Source organism: Bartonella sp. AA18HLJMS, from assembly GCF_042197245.1.
In the GTDB taxonomy this organism is placed as follows: domain Bacteria; phylum Pseudomonadota; class Alphaproteobacteria; order Rhizobiales; family Rhizobiaceae; genus Bartonella.
Genome location: NZ_JBHIRP010000012.1, coordinates 28,674 through 46,831, shown reverse-complemented (window position 1 = coordinate 46,831; position 18,158 = coordinate 28,674). Strand labels below are relative to the sequence as shown.

Genomic DNA, 18,158 nt, shown 5'->3' with positions numbered 1-18,158 from the left:
AAGCAGAATCGCAGGAAGTGAAGAATGGATAAAACACTTCTGGCGCGTGTGGCGGCGCTCCCAAATATGCCGTTATCCGACTTAAAGGCTTTATGGCGGGATGTGTATCAGGCCGAACCACCTGGTGGCCATAAAAGCCACATTGTCTGCAGACTGGCGTATCGCCTGCAGGATCTTGCTTACGGCGTTGATCCACAGATTGAGAACCGGATCGAACAGCAGGCCAATGATTTATTCGGCTCTGGCAAAAAAGCCAAGCCGAAACGCAAGACACAATATCAGCGGCCCATCCCCAGTACCAAACTGGTGCGGGAATATAAGGGCATCGAATATCAGGTCACCATTGTAGAGGAAGGTTATGAATATGCAGGCTGCCTATACAAAAGCCTGTCCAAGGTTGCACTGGCCATTACAGGCAGCAGCTGGTCTGGAGCTGCCTTCTTCGGATTAAACAACAAAGCACAAAGAGGCAAACATTGAGCACAACCACACCGAAAAAACGCTGCGCGATTTATACGCGCAAATCCACCGAGGAAGGCTTAGACATGGAGTTCAACAGCCTTGATGCTCAGCGAGAAGCTTGTGAATCCTACATCGCCTCACAAAAGCATGAAGGCTGGTTCCAGCTTCCCGATAATTACGATGATGGCGGCTTTACAGGCGGCAATATGGATCGCCCAGCTTTAAAACACCTTATGGACGACATCAAAAGCAGCCTGATTGATACAGTTGTCGTGTACAAGGTTGACCGCTTGTCACGCTCCTTGGCTAATTTTGCCAAACTGATTGATCTGTTTGACGAGCACAAAGTGTCCTTCGTTTCCGTTACTCAGCAATTCAACGCCACCACATCAATGGGCCGATTGACGCTGAACATCCTGTTCAGCTTTGCCCAATTTGAACGTGAAGTGATCGGCGAACGTATCCGCGATAAATTGGCAGCCTCCAAACGCAAAGGCATGTGGATGGGGGTGTCACACCTATGGGCTATGTGGTCAAAAACCGTGAGCTTGTGATTGAGCCCGATGAGGCTGAGGGTATCCGCAAAATATTCGATCTATTTTTGATGACCAAGTCGCCCACGGAAATGGCAAAGATGTTGCCGCGCATGGGGGTATTAAGCAAAAAACGCACAACCAAAAACGAACGTGTTATCGGTGGTAAAGCAATGGATAAAGGCGGCCTTTATAAGATTCTGCAAAACCCCATCTATATCGGAAAAATCAAACATAAAGATAAAATCTACGAAGGCCGCCTTTCAGCCATCATCGATATGGATACGTGGAATAAAGTCCGCGCCACCATGAAAGAAAATACCATCAACCGAGGCGCAATCACGCGGAAGAAAACCAAGGCCATTTTGATGGGGCTTTTGAAGTGCGGTGAATGCGAATGTGGATTGGTGGCAAGTCATACCCGTAAAAAAGGTGGCAGGTTTTATCGCTATTACACCTGTGAACATTACCGCAAAGGTATCAACCCGGATTGCAAGGTTCGCAATGTCAGCACCAATGAAATGGAGGCATTGATATTGAATCAGCTTCAAGCTGTTTTTGCCTCGCCGGAGATGATCATGGAAACGTGGCGCGAAGCACAAAAAGAGGATGAGACCATCACGGAGCATGAGGTTTACAGCAACCTGAATGACATCGTCCCGATCTGGAAAGAACTTTATCCTGCTGAAAAACAACGCATCCTTGAGCTGATGATTGAAAAAGTCATCGTCAATTATGAATTTGTCGATATCCGGATCAGGGCTGCAGGCATGGATAGTTTGGCTCGGGAATTGGACGAGCAAGACAAGCGGCTGCAAGGCACTTCAACAAAAAAACTGGAGGAGAAAGCATGGATAAATGCGTAAAAATGATGGCGAACAACACCATTTCAATCCGGGTGCCAATGCGGATCAAGAAATATGGTGGCAAGAAAATGATTATTTTGCCTGAAGGCTACCAAATGACCCCGCCACAAGAAGCACCCAAGCAAGACGAAACACTCGTAACGGCCTTGGCCAAAGCCTATTACTGGCAAAACCTGCTTGATACGGGGCGCTATAAATCCATTGATGACATGTCACGCCAACGCCAGATCAACACCTCTTATATGTCGCGGATACTGCGCCTCAATCAACTTGCTCCCCAGATCAAAAAGGCCATCTTGGATGGCACGCAGCTGCGCCAGTTAAGCCTGCAGGATATACAAACCCCATTTCCCGATATTTGGGATGAGCAATTAAAGCATTTTGGATTTGCCTAATCTCCCTTCGGTGAAATTTCACCGACCACCCTGAAATTTTTTTCAAAAAAATTTACACCCACCAAAGCCCCGGCATGCGGGGCTTTTTTGTTTTTGCGCCTTGAGTAACGCACCGATTTTCAGAGTCTCCAGTGAGTTTTCGCCAGTCCCAGTTGACCCGCCCGCGTGGCGGCTAACCGCAACAGGAGACGAAAATCATGAGCAAAAACAACTATGAAGGCATCTATCCTTATGTCGTAAACCAAGTCCGTTATCACGCACGCAGCCTGATGCGGCACTCCGCCATTCATGGCGTAGAAGTCGAGGACCTCGAGCAAGAGCTGATGCTGGATTATTTATCCCGCAAGCAGGCTTATGTTCCTGAAAAAGCAAAATGGTCGACCTTTGTTGACCGCATCCTCAACCACAAATGTGCCAGCCTCATTGAGGCTGCCCGCGCCCAAAAACGTGGGTCCGGCATCAGTGATTTTTCACTTGATGCGTGGCTTGAGGATAAGGACGGCGACGACAACGCTCTGCCTGACCCTGCAACCGAAGACCTGACCAACCGCGACCTTCAAATTGACCTTGAACAAGCTGTTCAGCAGATGCCGCCGCATCTTGTGTTTCTGCTGGTTGATCTGCGAACGCTCAGCATCAGTGAAATCTCACGCAAAACCAAAACCCCACGCTCAACCCTCTACGGGACGCTGTCCGAACTTCGCGGATCGCTGAAGGAGCGTGGCTTTGCGGAATATCTGCACTGAGCCGCCGACAGTTTTTGAGTCCTCTCGGTAAGTAACTCCTTGAAGGCAAGAAAACATGCCGGGTTCTCGCGGAAATACAAGACCTGAAGCAGGAAATACCGCGACCGCTTTGCTCTTTGGGCGGCGTCAGAACCCGGCAGCCGAAACGACATGACCAAAGAGCAAATTTTAACCCACGAAATCAAGGAGGTTTCATGTTTAAACCATCGTTACAAAAGCTGATTAAAGACAGCCTTTACGCCAAATATGTTCCGGCATTTATTCAAATCCCGGCACTTGGTGCCATAGAAGAAGACACCACCAAACCTATCCATGAGGCCACTCTGGATGATCTGGCCTTTGCCGCACAGGCTTTGGATAAAGAACAAAGCGCCATTTACAAGCACCTGTCTGTCATCCGTGAGCTTTATACGGAAGCGCAACGTCAAGGCCATACGCAGCGTCTTGAAGAAATACAGGTGCAGGCCGATGTGGCAGAAAGCAAAGCGCTCTATGCTCATGCCAGCCAGCCCAGTGGGGTGAAATGGGTTGAGGCTCTGCGTGCATCTGTTCGCCCGATTATCACCTATGCGTTTTTCATTCTGTTCGCCACCGTCAAAACCGCTGCACTGTTCAAGTTATTGGATCAGGGTGTCGGAATTACTGACGGACTGATCGCCCTGTGGGATGCTGAAACACAGGCATTATTTGCCGCTGTCATGTCCTTCTGGTTTGATCAACGTGCCTTAGCCAAGTTCCGCTCAAATCCTTGAAAAACAAGATCTTATTCACTTGATAAGCGCCCGGAATGAAGCGTTACTGTAAGTGTAAAAAGTAATTGAAAACAGGGAGATAACACCATGAGCAAACTATTTTACAAGGCCGTGATTGAAGATGTTCAAAATGAGAAGTGTACCGATGCAGAGCTCGAAGCACTGCTCGATGCTTTTGAATACACGGTCAAGAAAATGGCCACCACACTGGCCCGTAAAGCTTGGTACGCACTGGAAGATTACGCCACGGCCAAGCAATACGGCATTGACCGCTTTACGCTGATGATTGAGCGCAAAGAAGTCCTCGGGCAAGAGCAATGGCATGGCGTTTTTGAATATGGGAGCAAGAACCTTAAAGTTATAGGAACACTGGAAAAATGAGACATATCACACAAAACGAATTGGACCTGATCAAACGGTTCGAGGGCTTCTCTCGAACCGTTTATTTTTGCCCAGCTGGCTATCCCACAATCGGTTATGGCCATGTTGTGAAAAACGACGAGGACTTTTCGGCAGGCATTGATGAAACACAGGCTGAAGAACTCTTGCGCCAAGATGCCACGATCGCAGAGCGTGCCGTCCTGCACCTAATCAATGTGCCGCTGACAGATGGCCAATTCGATGCGCTAGTGTTATTCACCTACAATCTTGGCGGCGGAGCACTCCAGCGTTCAACACTGCGCCGTAAAATCAATCGTGAGGAATACGCCGAAGTACCAGAACAGTTCATGCGCTGGGTTTGGGCGGGCAGACGTAAGCTCAAAGGGCTAGTTCGGCGTAGGTATGCCGAATGCTTGCTTTATCAAATACACTAGAGTGGTTTTTCTAGTACAATTATTGTTTCTCTAAGCAGCTCTTTGAGTCTTGGGTTCATTTTCAGCTGCTGGCCAGATGTGCTAGCTCCTCGGCAAACAATCATTTCCCTTACTTTGAAACCTGTATCTTCTGCTATCTTAGCTAGGAGTGTATCTGTGGGTATGGGTATTCCTACATAAGCACTTTGGTCGACAACGATGTGCATAAATCCGCCTTTTAATAAAACATCGTAGCAGTTTTCAATAATTGTTCGCATATCATAAAAATATGATCGAAGCATACCCAGCACGAGACGTGTACGACTGTCACGCTTGCCAGTCATTTTCTCTTTTTCAGGAATCTTTTTTTCGATTTCAACACACAGCGTATCAACTAAATCAATATCAGTTGTTTTTTCAGCAGACTTTTTAATTCTATAGTTTCGTACAAGCCTTTCCCTGTATTTGCCAAGTTTGCTTAGTAGAGAATATTCTCCAAAAACAATTTCCAGCTTATATGATTCAAAATAATCGAATGAATTTGCATAGGGCGGAGAAAATATAATAGAGCCAGCGTGATCGCCAGATATAGCACTTAAACTCAACTTTCTTGCATCAAATTCTACGCCACGTGCTAAACTGTCCTCATTGTGTGGGTTCTCTTCATAATCAATCAGTATTAGTTGCAGCTGGTCCAAGAAACGCTTTTTAACGTCACCTACAGGTGAAGGTCTTGTTGCCAGCCCGTTACCATCACGTTTTCGATTAGAACAGTCCTCCAAAATTGCTAATAAACAAAAATTCAAAATGTTGAATATGCGTTTATTTGATTCTTCGTGAATGCGACGCTTTATTTTAACAAGTTCAGTAAAGTTGCCTTGATCAAAATATTTACTAATTTGATCCTCATATTCGTTGTATTCATATTTTTCATGGTCAGTACATTTATTCCAATTATTTATTATCTTATGAAGTTTCTGCAGTTCACCTGTAGATAAAGCGTAAGATTTGACTTCTGTAGATAATATTGCGAAAGGATTAACGTCTAGGCCGACAGATGAAATGCCTAGCTCTGACGCTGCTACAGAGGTTGAACCTGAGCCGCACATGGGATCAAGAACAATACTGCCAGAAACGTTTGGGTATCTGGATAAAATTTCTTTAACAAGATCTCCTGCATAACCTTCGCGGTATCTAACCCACCTGTGGTATGGCTGTAATTTTGAAACAGAAGTGTTAACTAGTTTTTTAAAGAAAGATTCTTCATTTGAAACATTATATTTTTCTTCTAGATCTTCTAAAGATTTACAGAGTTCTGTAGACGAAAATGTATCTTCCAAATCCGACCATATCAAACGTGGTTGATTTTCTGATTTAGCAAGCTGCAACATCCGCTAAGCCCTCCGTTTCTTGATTAGTTCTTAGATCTATCCGCGCATAGGCTTTTTCTAGCGACATCGAATTAAATTCGTTTTCGATATCCTCAATATTTGCTCCATCTTTAATCTGACGTATTAGGCAAAGGGCCGAGTTAGCATAAAGCTCAACTAAAAATTCCCCGAATGACACACTGCAGTCTTTTTCTTGAAGCTTTAACATCGTATCATTGAGACATTCATTGAAACTGCCATTATAGTCTTTCTCATTAGGCAGACTTTTCTTGCTGAATGTATAAATAAAATCACCCTGTGGAGTTCCATCGTGACGGAGGTGCGCCGTATCTCGATAAGCATGAATGGCTTCTTGGTAAAAAATCCCTTCCGGTTCAATATGAAATCCTGCATCCAAGGTTGCTTTGATAACGGCATACCATGCTCTAATATCTTTATTGTTAAAGGTGTAAACCAAGCAACCGTCTGATTTTAATACTCTGTTACATTTTTGAAAAACGCCGAGTAAAAGTTCATAGTAATCGGAAAAATCTTTCTGGTAGGTTTTATCTTTTGTTTTTCTGTGAACAACGGCTTCAGAGGCAAGCTTATGCTCTGGAAATGGAAACTTAGTTCTGCCTTCTAACCAGACCTGCCAAAAAGCACACAATTCACCATATTGGACATTACTTCCATATGGTGGATCAGTTATAATCATGTCGACAGAACCATCTGGGATATCGACCTGTTTTGAATCCACGCATTGCACCATGAAGTCGGCAGAGCCCTTTTCAAGGTCTGAGAAGTTCAGAGTATTTTTCTTTGAATTAAATCTAGAATCTCGATCTTTTAGGCCAGACTTGATCGCCTTTAATCTATTGTCAAAATATTCAAATGGATTGGCTTCAATAAATTGATTTGGTATCCAAAACGCATGCTTTGCCCACGCAACAGGTCTTCCATCCATCCAAGATGAAGTTGAGAAGTTCATGTTGTTGGTGTACCTGATTAATGAACTCAATATAAATATTAAAAAATCATACTCGGGATCACTCATATCTTTTTGAATTTTAAGCTTCTTGGCCATTTCAAAAAAGCTCGCCGAAATCAAAAGGTTTCTTGGGGTGAAAAAATCCGTAAATTTCACAAAGCCTTTTCTATGAAGACAGTCTTCCTGTTGTCGGTCCCATTCAGCCGGAATTTCAAAATCAGGAAAATGAAGTCCTAAACTAGTTTTTAATTTCTCTAGGTTTTCCCTATATTGTTTATGTTTCTCAATATCGTCTCTAGACGGTTCCTTTGCATCATGTGCTCCGCATTTCTTGCATCGATATCTTAAGCTAATTATTTCACTGGAAATTCTGGGAGCGTCTGCTGCTTTAATATTTGAGCTGCAATGGTCGCAGACATATATGCCATTCTTTGGTTTTCCAGCATCGTTAAGCGCTTTATTGTCATTACGAAAGGACGTGTTTTTGCTACAATGTGGACACTTTATTAAATATGCATGCTCTATCCAACGAACATGTGCCTTGTCGTTTTTGCAGTTTCCGCATTTTGTTGTAAAAGAATCTTCAAAATGACCTTTAACCATTTTCTTAAGGTCAAGTGCATAAGAAAGAATTTTAGCGGCATCAACGTCACAAATTTGGCAATACTGGATGAAAGAGGCTACCGGATTAACATCGGTCGAAACAATTTTTCGATTAAGAGTTAACCCTTCAATTAAGGTGACGCCCCCTCCACCAAATGGATCAAAAATTATTTGACCTTCCTTCGTATAAAAGTCGATGAGTTCACGAAATACATTGTGAGGTCTTCTCGCGAAATATTTATGCATTTTATAAATCGGAGTGTGACCAAGTGACTTTAAATGTTTGCTAAAATATTTTTTTTGATTTATTTCACCCATAGCGTATCTCCATAATCTTTATGTATGTGTTTTTCTGACTCCGCAAGGAGTGACGCTAGGAACGCTTCTTTTTCCTTTATTATCAAGAAGATATTTTTATTTGAGGTAAAGCACTCATCAAAGATTTCTAGGTGCCGCATAAGGTACCGATACTGGTTTCCAGCTGTAGTACGATCTGTCCATACATTATTGTACGAAAAATCCTTTTCATATCTTGAATTTAAGTCTTTAAGTATCTCATTTTTATTTGCTTCGTTTGTAAGCAAAATATTAGGGTATGCAGCTTCTATTTCCTTGGCAACCGATATTGCAAGTTCTAAATCAGGCTTTCCATCATTGAATTGAATTGAAAATAAGCTATACAAAAACTGGATGTAGTTCAGGCTCTTTATTTCAAGCATGAAGCTAATCGCCTCCCTATATGGAAAGAGAATACCGTCTTTATGTTCTTCCCTGTACAAAAGAAACTGGTTTTTAAGAGCGTCTAAAAAGCTTATATGGCCTTGCTTGTACAAAAGGCCTAGTTTACTTAATTGGTATTTGTTTCTCTCTACTTCATGAAGGAAGCCAACCCTTTTACAGTGAGATACATTGTTATTGTTTATTCTGATCTCTTTTGACGTGTATATTGCATCAGGGTTATCAGTGATAATTTCAAATGTAGGAGCTATTAAGCTTTCTTCTAATTTTATTGGTGTATAGTCACAAAGTGTCTTAAAAATACGTGTGAAGTCGCCTTTTCTTTCATTTTTTCCAAGTTTACTACCGACACCTATGCTACCCGTTGGGTTTTTGTTTACGTTTGCAATTCGTAGCAAAAGCGCATCTTCAAAGTCCGAAGTGTTCAATTCCGTTGGCAGATTTATAACTACTTTTCCCGGAACAGAACTACTACCTTTTATTCGACCTTTTGCAGCAGACAAATTGATTGAATCGATCCATTCTGCAAGAGCTTCATCTTGATCTCGCATAGCTTGAATGAGATTAAATAAAGCTTCAAATCCAGCTCCAGAAAGTACATCTTCACCTTCTTGATCGAGTAACACAGGAACGATTATATACGAAAGCCTGCCTGTTTCTCCAAATTTCTGTCTTACAGCACGACCGACAGCCTGCACAATGTCAATCATTGAACCTTTAGGGTCAGCAAAGAAGACAGCATCAATTAGAGGAATATCTATTCCTTCAGTCAAGCAACGAACATTTGTGATCACTCCCAGTTCTGAGTCTTCAAAATTTTGTATTATTTCAGCACGATCTTGAGCAGTCATGGCTCCGTTGATGTGTGCAATAGCAGTCTTTTTATCATAAAAAGAGCTCTCAGCAGACAAGCGATTTGCAAAATCACGAGATTCAGAAATCTTGGAGTGAAATGATATAACCTTTGTTAATCCAAGATCTTGTATGGATTTCTTTAGCAAAGCTATTTTATAAATATTTTGAACAGTTTCTGTATGACTATTATCATCAGTCACATAAACATTGTTTTTTATAAGTTGATTATATTCAGAACTGCTAATTCCCGTAAATACAATGCGATAATCTGAGATAATATTTTTCTCTATTGCTTCACCAAACGTAAGCCGGTGAAAAACATCACCATAGATACTTTTATTATTCATAGAAAAAACAGAGAGATTATGTTCTTCGAGTTTTGAACTTAGTTTTGGTCTAACGAGGCGCTCTGTGGCGGTAAGAAAAAGTTTTTTCTTTGTTTTTATGGCAGCATCGTCAAGAGCAATATTAAACTGAGAGTTTGAAACTCCCGCAGTTCTGTGCGCTTCGTCATAAAAAGCGATATCGAATGAAAAGCTATTTTCATTCTCGGATAGCGCATTCTTTATTACTTCCGCAGAGTGATATGTACTAAAAATAAACTTCTTTTTATTAGAAGGCTGGGCAATAAAATTACGTACAGCTTCTGCTGAGGTAGTCACAGGTAATCAATATCGCCTATATCAATGTTATTGCTATCAACTTCTGCATCAACTGTTTGATCACTGCAAACGCACAAATACTAAAATGGCGATGAAGACTCAGCGGACCACTCCTCCAGTGCTTGCCTAACAAGTTGCAGGCTTGGGGCAAAAAATATTACGTTGTCAGCTTGAAGATGCTCAAGGGTTCACAGTGCGATGAGAGTCTTTCCTATTCCACAAGCCGCAATGAGCTTTCCTCGATCACTTGATGAAAATCCAGAAATAATGTCTTGAAGTATCTCAGATTGATATGGTCGAGGACTCTTCTTATCTCTTTCAATTTGAATATTTTGAGAAATGGCAGACTGATATAAAGAAGAAAAGAAGTCTTCGTCCAAAGAGGTAAATCGGTCAACTAATGCACTTAGATGCCCGGTTTTTTATGAGCTACATTCGGCAGAATGTGAGTGTTAGAAATAATAAACCTGTAATCAGCGTACTCTGCTTCAGCCCAAAATGTTGAAAGTTCGCGTGATGTAAGTGCTGCTCGCCCAGACCGGAACTTGGCTTGCCAAGCGATATAATCTCCTGCGTTGTTGATAAAAACTCCATCTACGCCATAGTCTGTTTTCTCCAGACGAAGCTTATCAACAACATGCTTTGGAAACGGACGGTTATCAACAATTGGGCAATATATCTCTTTAATCTGATGTAAGTCAGATAAGAACTTCAAATAAAAATAACAGAAATATTCAAACGCATCGCCTTTAGCTTTGTTGTCACCAATAGCCTCAAGCGTTCTCTCAAGAGAATTCCAATCGCTGTATTTTGTCTTAAAAATATCAATCATCTTTGTTGGTTCTTTTTTCTTTTGATTGTTCGTTAACGCCTTCTTCTATCCACTTTTCGAGCTGCTCTCGTTTGAAACGCCAAGCTCCACCAACTTTGAACGCGGGTATCTTCCTGTCTGAAAGGAGTTTATAGACGTGCCGTTCTGTTACTTTTAAGTAACGGGCCACTTCCTCAACTGTCAGAATATCGTGCTCGTCAGACATGCCTTCTTACTTATAATTTGGTCATTAAGATGTAAAATATTCTAAAATATTCATAAGCACAAGGGCAATGATAAAAAATGGCAGGGATGTAAGTGCAGCAATACGGTAACGATCAGATTCTCTACTCACCATCGGACTTGGTCACCTTTTTGGGGTGTCACCATGCGAGCTTCCTTGATGTGAAGGCGCTGAGCGAGAGCATAGATAAGGCCGAAGCCAGCACTACAGCTCAGCTACTGCAGCAAAAAGGCTTGGAACATGAGGCGGTGTATCTCCAGCAGCTTAAAGACGAAGGTAAATCCGTCGTTGAAATCCCTAAAGATTGCAATCTGCAAGATTGTGCCCAGCTAACACTGGAGGCCATGCAGTCCGGTGCGGATGTCATTTATCAGGTCGTTTTCTTTGTGCCGCCTTGGCGGGGTGAAGCTGACTTTCTGATTAAGTGCGATACGTCATCAGACTTAGGCGATTTCAGCTATGAGATGCTGGATACCAAACTGGCGCGAACGGCTGAGCCCAAGCATATCATGCAGCTTTGCGTCTATTCTGAGCTGCTGACTGACCTGCAAGGATTGCGCCCGGCTGATATGCATCTGTTTCTGGGCGACCATGAAAAACACAGCTTCCGCGTGGCTGACTTTTTCTATTACTACACCCGCGCCAAAGGCCGCTTTGAAAGCTATCTGCAAAACCCGCCTGCGGACTCATATCCTGAGCCTTGTGGCCATTGCAATTTCTGCCCGTGGCGTGATGGCTGCAAAGCGCAGTGGGAGCAAGATGACCATTTAAGCCTTGTAGCCAACATTCAGCGCTCACAGATGGATAAGCTACGGAAGGCTGGTATCCGCACCGTTGCAGAGCTTGCCGCCACTGCACCTGACACCAAAATCCCTGATTTGAGCCGTGATGTATTTTTACGCCTGCGCTCCCAAGCTGTCCTGCAACACCACAAAGCCACCACTGGGGAGAATAAATGCCAGATCATTCCGTTTCCTCCAGGCAAGGGCTTTACCCGTATGCCAGTGCCGGATAATGGTGACCTGTTCTTTGATATGAAAGGCGATCCGCTTTACCCGAATGGCTTGGAGTATTTGTTTGGGGTGTATTATTTCAAAGATGGCAAGGAGCTGTTCCTTCCGTTCTGGGCGCATGACCATGAAGAAGAAAAAGAGACCTTTAAGCGCTTCATGGGCTTTCTGGCTGATCATCTTGCTAAACACCCACATGCCCATATCTATCATTACAACCACTATGAAACCACAGCCCTGATACGATTGGCCTGCCGTTATGCGGTCTGCGAAGAGCAGCTGGATAATCTGCTTCGCAACCAGAAATTCATTGATATGTATCTGGTGGTGCGTGAAAGCATCCGCACCTCTGAACCCGGCTATTCCATTAAAAACATGGAAACCTTCTATATGGACAAGCGTGCCAATGCTGTGGCGACCCGCCGCCGATAGCATCATCGTCTACAACGAATGGCGTGAAACAGGTGCTGATGAATTGCTGCAAGAGATTCCTGATTATAACGAGGTGGATTGCGTTTCCACGCATTTGCTGCGTGATTGGCTGCTGACACTTAAGCCGGAAGATGCGCCGTGGTTTAAGGGCCTTCCGGAATATGCCGAGGAAGAAAAGCTACAGCGCAAGGACTGGGAAATCGAATATGAGGATTACCAAACCCGCTTTGGTGTGATCGAGAATAACCCACCGCCGATCAATGAGCGGCTATCGCATCTGCGGGAGTTTCATAATCGGGAAGCCAAGCCGCAATGGTGGAGCAGCTTTGAACGGCAGAACAAATTTGAAGATGAGCTGGTTGACGATACGGAGTGCCTTGGTGGCCTGCGGCAAGTTGGCAGCCCCGAGCCTGAAAAGCGTTCCCTGATATACAGCGATCGCTTTCCTTCACAGTAATACAAGTTGAAGGTCGGCGCTCAGGCCGTTGATATTGCTGTCATGGAAAATGCAGGCACGATTGTTGAAATCGATGAAGATGCCTGCATTGTCAAAATCAAGCGCGGGGTCAGCAAAGAACCATTGCCGGAAAGCCTATCAATTGGCCCACCGGGACCGATTGACAGCAAGATCATCCGCTCCGCTATTTACCGCTATGCCGACCATGTGCTGGAAGCGTCAGAAGGCACTCATGCCGCGACAGAACTACTGGCGCGAAATGTACCACGCATTCAGGGCAAGCAGTCGGGCGAAGCGGTTATCACCTCTGATGATCTGCAAGGCGATGCGCTGGAAGCCATTGCGGCATTAGATAACAGCTATCTCTTTATCCAAGGTCCACCGGGCGCAGGTAAGACTTATACCAGTAGCCATATCATTGTGGACCTGATCAAACGCGGCAAGAAAATCGGCGTTACCTCCAACTCGCACAAGGCCATTCACAACTTGCTGGAAAAAGTGGAAAGTGTTGCTGCTGAAAAAGGCCGGAACTTCCATGGCATCAAAAAAAACCAGCAGCGGTAATGATGAAACCGTCTTTGATGGGCAATTCATCCGCTCAGAAACCAAGATCGAGAATATGAGCCTTGGCACTGATCTGTTTGCGGATACCGCATGGACATTTGCCAGCCCGCACTTTGATGGTTAGCTGGATTACCTGTTTATTGATGAGGCCGGACAAGTTGCTACCGCCAATGTGGTGGCGATGGCCACGGCGACCAAGAATATCATTCTGGTAGGAGATCAAATGCAGCTTGGTCAGCCTATCCAAGGCACTCATCCGGGCGAGGCTGGATTGTCAGTGCTGGAATTCTTGTTGGGCAATTATTCCACTATTCCGGCTGAGCGCGGCATCTTCCTTGGTCAGACACGCCGTATGCGTCCAAGCATCTGCTAGTTTATTTCTGATGCCTTTTATGATGGTCGCCTGACTGCTCATAAAAGCACTGCTGAGCGCGGCCTGAATCTGCAAGGCGTTGATCTGCCCAATGCAGGGATTGTCATGATCCCGGCAGAGCATGAAGGCTGCTCACAAAAAAGCGTTGAGGAAGGCGAGATCATCAAAACCAAATATGATGCTTTGCTTGGCCAAGAGTTTACCGACCGTAATGGCATCCGCCCGATCCACCGAGGACGATATTCTTGTGGTCACGCCATATAATGTGCAGGTCAATTATCTGCGCTCCATCCTGCCGGACAATGCTAAGATCGGCACCGTTGATAAGTTCCAAGGCCAAGAAGCGCCGATCGTGCTGATTTCTATGGTGACATCCAGCGCCGAAGATCTGCCGCGCAACATTGAGTTTCTCTACAGCAAGAACCGTTTGAATGTTGCCGTGTCACGCGTACAGTGTTTGGCGGTCGTGATCGCTAATCCAAAATTGCTGGAAATCCCATGCGACTCTGTAGAGCAGATGAAACTGGTCAACACATTCTGCTGGCTGGATGAGTATGCAGCCTCTGGAGATACGCAACAAATTCCGAGGAGAAGTAACCTTGGCTAATAACTGGAACATTCCTGATTGGTTGGAAAAAGAAGTGCGGGATCGTGATAAGATTTGCGTCTATTGCAGGTCAGAATTTACGCCAGTAAACGTTTCTAGAAAAACGGCGGCAAGTTGGGAGCATATCATTAATGACGCATCCATAATCACACGGGAAAATATAGCGCTCTGTTGTTGTGGATGTAATTCAAGCAAGGGACAAAAGCCTTTGCTTGAATGGCTTAATTCTAAATATTGCTCTGACAGAAATATATCTAAAGATTCTGTTGCTCCGATTATTAAGACAGCAATAGCTACAGCACGTTGCGGTGAATAACTGGCTTAATCACCGTATATTTTGCGGCGATTATCCGTTTCCAATGAAGGCAAGGCAGGATTCGAACCCTCGGTATAGTACCGTAGTAATCTGCATTAAAGGGTTCATGCTACCCAGTATTTGAAATGCAAACCCTCAGTACCGTAGCAACAAAAACCTTGATTTTGTTATCTTTCAGGACGACTATTGTTGCAACTCAATGGTAGGTGTAGAGGATTCGAACTCAAAGGGGGGCAATACCCCGCCATTAATTTAAAACGATCTCTTCAAATATCATTAAAGGATTTTTGCCATTATCACTAACTTCTGGTAGAGCTTTTAGAATTAATGGTGATCATAGTGCTATTTGCAATTTCGTTGATTAACGGGCTAAATGCGTTTTATCCACATGAGAGGTAACGAATACCTCAGCTTTTCTCACGCAATGTGTTTATTTAAAATTAATGTCATGAATATTTGTACAAAATTTTTATCTATACGATAATCAAAAAAAGGCTGACGTAATATAATAATTGAACATCATTCATGCGGCGCTTTCTTTTATCTCTAAGCTTTGTATGTAAATAGATAGTCCGTGCAAAATAAATAAAGGGGCGCAAAAGCCTATAAATACACACAGGACGTATAATATAGAAAATGAAAAAAATTTTCCTGCATATAAAAGCACAATAGAGAATAAAGCTGTTATGATGCGTACACTGGCATCGCCTGCCAAAATCACCTCGGCTAAATTTTCACTAGGTGTGATAGCTTGTCCAATTGTTATGCCCGATACCCTAAAATAAAATTGCCCAATACCTAATAAAAATCCCATAATATAAAGGGAATATTGAGTAAAATTTAAATATAAAACAAAAGAGATTGCGATCACGGCAAAAGCCGGTGCCCCCCATACAAAAAAACGAATTAAAGATGGAAATTTCCGTAAATAATAAGATGAGATAAGACCATTGATCACAAAACCCAGTGCTGACAAAGCAAAAATAGAATTTTGAATAGCTGTAAATTTTATATTATCTGATGTTATAGAAGCAAGAACAAGTGGCAATAAAACAATAGGCCCCGTATAGAGAGAATTATTCAAAATACGATTAATCGTTAAAAAACGCAACGCAGAAATCCGCCAAAGGCACCTGAACCCAACTCCATAAGCTTTTTGAGATGGCTTTTTTAATAGCTCTTTTGCTCTGTTTAGTTGTTGTATAGACTTTATACAAAACCATAAGCTGGCATTCAAAAGATAGATAAATACAATAAAGGCTATGGCTATTTTGTGCCCCAAATGCGCAATTATAAAATATATAAGCAACGGGGATATAATAACAAAAAACTGACAGCAACTAGTATAAAATGCAAAAATTCCAGCTTTTTGTTTGGGAGCTGGAACCAGCTGATTCAAGGCACTATTGTTATTTGGATTATCAGCCCCCATCAAGAGAAAAAGTAAAAAAAATACAAATAAAATAAGCACCGGATTGTTCATAAATAATAAGAAAGACAATAAACAAGCGCAAATAATTTGACTATAAAACCCAATTATAAAGCCTTGATAGTACGCCAACACATTTCCCAAACATAAGCCAGCAATTCCAATTGCGATTAAATTAACGACATTTAAAGTAGCAGACGCTTCTCCCGTTGTATCTTGGAATTGTAACAAAGAAAGGCCAATAGATAATACACCACTAGCACAAAAACTCGTCAAACAACCAATCACAATCATAAGAAAAACAGAATTACGCACTAGCCCCCTCCCTCTTAAACAGAGACTCAAGCCATTTTATGATTTTCTCCATTGTCGAATATGGTTCGGTACTAAATTCCAGTTTTTCATAAAAGTTTAGTTCAAATGCGTTATAGGCACTTATTTTTTGAAAGTCATCTGTCAGCATGAATTCTATACTTGGCAACGTTGTACCCATAGATTGAGACAAATAATAGGAAATTACTTTCCAATACATATAGGTACGCTCTCTTGCCAAATAATTTTCCAAGGCATATTTCAAGTGACAACCACTTAAAATATATTTCGGACAATGGTGCAACGGATAATAAATACAAATAGCACCGGCTTCATGTCCCGGACAAGAAGAAATATTAATATTTTTATCATTTCATAATATTATAAAAACGCTCAGTGAGCAGATCTTCCAAATTTAGTCTAGTCACAACAAGATTGGTTGCTAATTTTTGAGAAACATGAGACCAAGCCAATCTTACTACTAAAGTTCCAATAACCTTTAAGTCAGATTCTGGATAAGCTTTTTTTAAATTTTCCACCCATATGTCTCTGTGACATATAATAATTGGCTCATCTCGTCTGAATGAACAAGATGTAATTCTAAACCAATATTATCACAAAGTTTTGAGCTCTTGAATTCTCCGTATCCTAATCTGGTATTCTTAAATCATCATAGGAACTAAGAATTTTTAAGTATTCCAACTTTTATTAAACTTTGTAACAATCTATTAGAATCTCCCCTTCACTGACTTCGACAATTATTTTCTCACCACTATAAGAACAAAAAATTATCTTTGAATTTGCTTACTTTTAGAAAGAAAAATGAGCAATACTTTTCCTTAACTAAAAGAAACACGCTCTATACCTTTTTCTTTATGATTATCAAAAAACTATCCCGTTACAATTAACCATCAATTATTAGAATAATATTTTGCGTTTAGCCTAATAAACTGTTATAATCAATGTTTTTCTCTGTTCTAAAAATCAGTGCTTTTCATTCTAGAGATACTCGTAATTGCTGTAAAATCTTTCCCAAATAACACGATCATCCTGAGAAGTTTTATACATACACATTACATTATACGGAATGCTATGTATTTTTTAACTTACTCAACTAACAAACATCTTTTAATGGACAAAATAAATCACGAAATTTCTGTGCTGTCACAATTCGAAAAACAATCATATATCTCCTTCCAATGATAGACGATGTCATTAGAAGAAAGCTTTAATGATATTGGTAGAATAAATTAACCAGAAAAAATTGCAGCGCTGATGGAATAAATTCTATTTTATACCTTGTAATTCTATCTAAATTTTAATCATTTTTGTTAAAGGTTCTTATGCAATTTTTTCTACATTCAGCATCATTTTACCACTTGTTGGCAACAAAAGATTAATAGCTAAATTCACCTATGTCATAATAGTTCTTTTTTGGGTAAAATAGGACATCTTCAATTTCGATATATAAATATTTTAATTCTTTAATATATTCTCTTCACATGCTTTAGATTAACAACACAACAAAACCCAAAATAAAAATATTTATTTTACTTAAGTTATTGAATATTATTTAAAAAGTATGGAAATAAAGTGATGCAAGAGTTAAAAATTATTTAAAAATTCAAATCCATCTACATTTTAGAGCCATCACGCATGGTAATAGCAGTTTTCATTAGGTATACTAAATATGCTTGATAACTTTTCTGCTTCATGCTTGTAGGGAATTTCAGATAGAGATAATACCAGAATCCATTCGTGAATGCTCGACAATAAAGCTGTAAACAAAATTATTTCCTTTTTGTTTAATCCGTTAAGCTTGATCCATTTTTTTTC

The 18,158-nt window shown here is 41.7% G+C and carries 23 protein-coding genes; 14 read left to right on the top strand and 9 right to left on the bottom strand.

Annotated features, from left to right (window positions below; translation table 11 throughout):
* Positions 1-24 precede the first annotated feature (24 nt).
* The 8 genes from ACFINW_RS07225 to ACFINW_RS07190 all read left to right on the top strand — a co-directional run bounded on the left by ACFINW_RS07225 (position 25) and on the right by ACFINW_RS07190 (position 4,569).
* Positions 25-480 carry a DUF2924 domain-containing protein gene (locus ACFINW_RS07225; RefSeq protein ID WP_375639660.1) on the top strand — a complete coding sequence of 152 codons (456 nt, stop codon included), beginning with the start codon at positions 25-27 and terminating at the stop codon, positions 478-480.
* Positions 477-1,016, top strand: a complete 540-nt coding sequence (locus ACFINW_RS07220; RefSeq protein ID WP_375639656.1) for a recombinase family protein — start codon at positions 477-479, stop codon at positions 1,014-1,016. Before ACFINW_RS07225 ends, ACFINW_RS07220 begins: the two co-directional genes overlap by 4 nt.
* Positions 983-1,861, top strand: a complete 879-nt coding sequence (locus tag ACFINW_RS07215) for a recombinase family protein (RefSeq protein ID WP_375639651.1) — start codon at positions 983-985, stop codon at positions 1,859-1,861. Before ACFINW_RS07220 ends, ACFINW_RS07215 begins: the two co-directional genes overlap by 34 nt.
* Entirely contained in the window at positions 1,846-2,256 is a 411-nt protein-coding gene (locus ACFINW_RS07210; RefSeq protein WP_375639647.1) for a hypothetical protein, read from the top strand. The genes ACFINW_RS07215 and ACFINW_RS07210 overlap by 16 nt, the downstream gene beginning before the upstream one ends.
* A gap of 197 nt (positions 2,257-2,453) precedes the next feature.
* Entirely contained in the window at positions 2,454-3,002 is a 549-nt protein-coding gene (locus ACFINW_RS07205; RefSeq protein ID WP_375639642.1) for an RNA polymerase sigma factor, read from the top strand.
* 194 nt (positions 3,003-3,196) lie between these two features.
* Complete coding sequence (locus ACFINW_RS07200) at positions 3,197-3,754, top strand: hypothetical protein (RefSeq protein ID WP_375639637.1); 558 nt, start codon at positions 3,197-3,199, stop codon at positions 3,752-3,754.
* Between the two features lie 87 nt (positions 3,755-3,841).
* On the top strand, positions 3,842-4,135 hold the full coding sequence (locus tag ACFINW_RS07195) for a hypothetical protein (RefSeq protein WP_375639632.1): 294 nt from the start codon (positions 3,842-3,844) through the stop codon (positions 4,133-4,135).
* Positions 4,132-4,569 (top strand): lysozyme, encoded by a 438-nt coding sequence (locus ACFINW_RS07190; protein ID WP_375639627.1) that lies wholly within the window; start codon positions 4,132-4,134, stop codon positions 4,567-4,569. Before ACFINW_RS07195 ends, ACFINW_RS07190 begins: the two co-directional genes overlap by 4 nt.
* Here the strand turns inward: ACFINW_RS07190 and ACFINW_RS07185 are convergent.
* The 6 genes from ACFINW_RS07185 to ACFINW_RS07160 all read right to left on the bottom strand — a co-directional run bounded on the left by ACFINW_RS07185 (position 4,566) and on the right by ACFINW_RS07160 (position 10,804).
* Positions 4,566-5,939, bottom strand: a complete 1,374-nt coding sequence (locus ACFINW_RS07185; RefSeq protein WP_375639623.1) for a DNA methyltransferase — start codon at positions 5,937-5,939, stop codon at positions 4,566-4,568. The genes ACFINW_RS07190 and ACFINW_RS07185 overlap by 4 nt on opposite strands.
* The gene (locus ACFINW_RS07180) at positions 5,923-7,830 is read right to left on the bottom strand and encodes a DNA methyltransferase (protein ID WP_375639619.1); all 1,908 of its coding nucleotides are present in this window, start codon (positions 7,828-7,830) and stop codon (positions 5,923-5,925) included. The genes ACFINW_RS07185 and ACFINW_RS07180 overlap by 17 nt, the downstream gene beginning before the upstream one ends.
* Entirely contained in the window at positions 7,818-9,767 is a 1,950-nt protein-coding gene (locus tag ACFINW_RS07175) for a helicase-related protein (RefSeq protein WP_375639614.1), read from the bottom strand. Before ACFINW_RS07175 ends, ACFINW_RS07180 begins: the two co-directional genes overlap by 13 nt.
* 188 nt (positions 9,768-9,955) lie before the next feature.
* Positions 9,956-10,147, bottom strand: a complete 192-nt coding sequence (locus ACFINW_RS07170; RefSeq protein ID WP_375639606.1) for a DEAD/DEAH box helicase family protein — start codon at positions 10,145-10,147, stop codon at positions 9,956-9,958.
* A gap of 26 nt (positions 10,148-10,173) precedes the next feature.
* Positions 10,174-10,599 (bottom strand): hypothetical protein, encoded by a 426-nt coding sequence (locus ACFINW_RS07165; protein ID WP_375639604.1) that lies wholly within the window; start codon positions 10,597-10,599, stop codon positions 10,174-10,176.
* Positions 10,592-10,804: a helix-turn-helix domain-containing protein gene (locus ACFINW_RS07160; protein ID WP_375612860.1), complete on the bottom strand. Its 213-nt coding sequence runs from the start codon at positions 10,802-10,804 to the stop codon at positions 10,592-10,594. Before ACFINW_RS07160 ends, ACFINW_RS07165 begins: the two co-directional genes overlap by 8 nt.
* A 92-nt stretch (positions 10,805-10,896) precedes the next feature.
* Between ACFINW_RS07160 and ACFINW_RS07155 the strand changes: the two genes are divergently transcribed.
* The 4 genes from ACFINW_RS07155 to ACFINW_RS07140 are packed head-to-tail and all read left to right on the top strand — an operon-like array spanning position 10,897 to position 13,409.
* Positions 10,897-12,264 carry a TM0106 family RecB-like putative nuclease gene (locus tag ACFINW_RS07155; RefSeq protein WP_375674002.1) on the top strand — a complete coding sequence of 456 codons (1,368 nt, stop codon included), beginning with the start codon at positions 10,897-10,899 and terminating at the stop codon, positions 12,262-12,264.
* Entirely contained in the window at positions 12,239-12,721 is a 483-nt protein-coding gene (locus ACFINW_RS07150; RefSeq protein ID WP_375639595.1) for a ribonuclease H-like domain-containing protein, read from the top strand. The genes ACFINW_RS07155 and ACFINW_RS07150 overlap by 26 nt, the downstream gene beginning before the upstream one ends.
* Positions 12,722-12,727: 6 nt before the next feature.
* Positions 12,728-13,285, top strand: coding sequence for an AAA domain-containing protein (locus tag ACFINW_RS07145; RefSeq protein ID WP_375639590.1), 558 nt, complete (start codon positions 12,728-12,730; stop codon positions 13,283-13,285).
* Positions 13,257-13,409: a hypothetical protein gene (locus tag ACFINW_RS07140; RefSeq protein ID WP_375639586.1), complete on the top strand. Its 153-nt coding sequence runs from the start codon at positions 13,257-13,259 to the stop codon at positions 13,407-13,409. Before ACFINW_RS07145 ends, ACFINW_RS07140 begins: the two co-directional genes overlap by 29 nt.
* A gap of 150 nt (positions 13,410-13,559) precedes the next feature.
* Here the strand turns inward: ACFINW_RS07140 and ACFINW_RS07135 are convergent, their stop codons facing one another.
* Positions 13,560-13,781 (bottom strand): hypothetical protein, encoded by a 222-nt coding sequence (locus tag ACFINW_RS07135; protein WP_375639584.1) that lies wholly within the window; start codon positions 13,779-13,781, stop codon positions 13,560-13,562.
* Between ACFINW_RS07135 and ACFINW_RS07130 the strand changes: the two genes are divergently transcribed.
* Together ACFINW_RS07130 and ACFINW_RS07125 are read left to right on the top strand one after the other, a co-directional pair.
* Positions 13,780-14,265, top strand: a complete 486-nt coding sequence (locus ACFINW_RS07130; protein WP_375639582.1) for an AAA domain-containing protein — start codon at positions 13,780-13,782, stop codon at positions 14,263-14,265. The genes ACFINW_RS07135 and ACFINW_RS07130 overlap by 2 nt on opposite strands.
* Complete coding sequence (locus ACFINW_RS07125) at positions 14,258-14,581, top strand: HNH endonuclease (protein WP_375612865.1); 324 nt, start codon at positions 14,258-14,260, stop codon at positions 14,579-14,581. Before ACFINW_RS07130 ends, ACFINW_RS07125 begins: the two co-directional genes overlap by 8 nt.
* Positions 14,582-15,104: 523 nt before the next feature.
* Here the strand turns inward: ACFINW_RS07125 and ACFINW_RS07120 are convergent.
* Together ACFINW_RS07120 and ACFINW_RS07115 are read right to left on the bottom strand one after the other, a co-directional pair.
* The gene (locus tag ACFINW_RS07120) at positions 15,105-16,325 is read right to left on the bottom strand and encodes an MFS transporter (RefSeq protein ID WP_375639578.1); all 1,221 of its coding nucleotides are present in this window, start codon (positions 16,323-16,325) and stop codon (positions 15,105-15,107) included.
* A gap of 365 nt (positions 16,326-16,690) precedes the next feature.
* On the bottom strand, positions 16,691-16,861 hold the full coding sequence (locus ACFINW_RS07115; protein WP_375611449.1) for a hypothetical protein: 171 nt from the start codon (positions 16,859-16,861) through the stop codon (positions 16,691-16,693).
* Between the last annotated feature and the right edge of the window lie 1,297 nt (positions 16,862-18,158).